The 2086-nt window shown below is 37.3% G+C and carries 3 protein-coding genes and 1 pseudogene; all 4 read right to left on the minus strand.

From position 1 onward, the window contains the following. A pseudogene (locus ACVRZH_RS09990) lies at positions 1-556 on the minus strand (phage capsid protein); the annotation flags it as partial. A 17-nt stretch (positions 557-573) separates the two neighbouring features. Beyond that, on the minus strand, positions 574-1137 hold the full coding sequence (locus tag ACVRZH_RS09995; RefSeq protein ID WP_447455128.1) for a phage scaffolding protein: 564 nt from the start codon (positions 1135-1137) through the stop codon (positions 574-576). 172 nt (positions 1138-1309) lie between these two features. Beyond that, positions 1310-1546: a hypothetical protein gene (locus tag ACVRZH_RS10000; protein WP_447455129.1), complete on the minus strand. Its 237-nt coding sequence runs from the start codon at positions 1544-1546 to the stop codon at positions 1310-1312. After that, positions 1539-1928 carry a hypothetical protein gene (locus ACVRZH_RS10005; RefSeq protein WP_447455130.1) on the minus strand — a complete coding sequence of 130 codons (390 nt, stop codon included), beginning with the start codon at positions 1926-1928 and terminating at the stop codon, positions 1539-1541. The genes ACVRZH_RS10000 and ACVRZH_RS10005 overlap by 8 nt, the downstream gene beginning before the upstream one ends. Between the last annotated feature and the right edge of the window lie 158 nt (positions 1929-2086).

Here is a 2086-nt window from a genome sequence, read left to right on the forward strand (position 1 = left end):
GGTAGATGGTAACTGGTACAAGTACCTCTTTATTAACGTAGTGCGCCTTGATTTTGTTAAACAATGCCTTGATGTTTGCCTCTGTAAAATCAGCAAGAGCCTCTGTTTTACCTGCATTGTCTGACATGAATTTACCAATCCGAGTATTCATTTTTCGTGTTTGAGCCTCTGACTGTAATTTCAGGCGGTCAGCAATAGCTGCATTTAAATCATTGTTTACAGTGTAACGATCTAATCCTTCATGGATTGTTAGTGTATAGTCATACTCGACATCGGTATTGTCATACTTGATTTCAGTTAAGTCACCAAAACGTGAATTAGCTCCAGAACCATCTCCGAAACCTCCATCATTCGTTCCAGTCTTGTATTCGCCAACAACAACTGGCGTATTGTTTGTTTTAACAGAGAACGCCTTTGAATTTTCTTGAACACCATCTAAAATTTGAATTTCAGATAAAGCGCCTGTAAATGCAGCTCTCACTCCAAATACTGTTTTCAAAATGCCCGCATATTGTTTTTCATAACGGCGTGCGGAATTGTTTTGATTAGCTGGCATGTGTAATCTCCTTTCTTTTACTTGCCGTAGTTATCCATAACTGCTTGGAATGGGTCAGTATCACTTGCACCATTAGCTGCTGGATTCCCTGGCGGTACGATATTAGGGTTAGGTTTATCATCTTCTGCCTTGAAAAGATAAGGGTCACTTTCCTTTAAACCAGTGATGATGTCATCTAGTTTTGGTTTGCCATTTTCGTCAAGCTCAATAGCATCAACATCAATAAACTTCATCAAAGCGTCAGAACTGTGTGCATTTGTATCTTTCAAAGCAAGATTGATAGCACTAACCTTTTGAGTTTTTGCAAGTTCAGCAGCTGCATCCTCTTTATACTTGTCATATTCAGCTTGCAAAGCCTCCAAAGCCTCTTTTTGTTCAGCTGTGGTACTTGCATCTGTTTTTAACGTTTCAAGTTGTGCCTCTGTGTTTTGCAATTGGTTTTTAAGGCTATCTCGCTCTTGGGTTGCTGTCTCAAGGTCAGCTTTAAGTGCATTTAGGTCTTTACCATGCAAAGCAAACACATCTTTAATCTGGTCATTTGTCAATCCAAGCTCTTGTAAAGCCTCTGTTGTAAATGCCATTTGTACCTCCTTAGTTCTTTTTGAGCGGATAACTCCCGCTAAAAGCAAAATATTATTTACTATTTCAGTTTACTTTGAATGAAATGGGATTTTTTACGGTTTTTAGGACAATAAAAAACACCTAGATTTTTCTAAGTGTTTTGTGATTTCATTTATTTTAGGCAACTTGTAATTATGCTGTTACCTTGTTCCACGACTGGCGCAAAGTAGTTCCGTGTAAATTTGCATCTAACAAATCATCAAAGTCTTTAATCATAATAACGTTGACACCAAATGGTTCTGAAATGACACGATCTTCACCAAAAAAGCCGATATAATACTCATGCCCCTCAAGTTTGATATCGTATTCCATATTACAATCAAATCCCTCTTTTAGCTCATCCAATGATGAAAAAAATGGCTTACTCATGTTTGATACCCTCTAAATCTGAATTGGAAATCTTTTGAGCTATTGTCAATGGCTTATCTTTTGAACGAGTTTTTTTAAAATCACCAGTTTCTTTGTCTAAATACCATGTCCAGTTATGTTGATGCGGAACTATTGGATGATGCGCTGCGTTTTTATGGTCAGTATTATCTAAATCAAATTTAGCTCTGCCTCTTGCATCGAAATATCGCCTTGAATAAAGCTCTCCGTCTTTTATTAGCGTTATAGAACTGTTAGGAGTTGATAAAATTGGGATATTTTCATTATAGATAACCGAACCATTAGCTTTAGCCTTGTTCATCCACTTAACATCTGTTGCAACTTTTTGAATAGCCCTGTATTCCTCAGTATCATTATACCTCATTCGTCGGTAATTTTCTAGTGATTGTGGGGCATTATCACGACAAACGCATGAGAATGTCTTTTCCCCATTTTTCTCCCACAAACATTTTTTGACTTACAATAGTCGTTTTAAATACTGGTCAAAGGACAGACCAAGGACATATTTCTTACGGCGCATGC

Source organism: Streptococcus fryi, assembly GCF_053206505.1.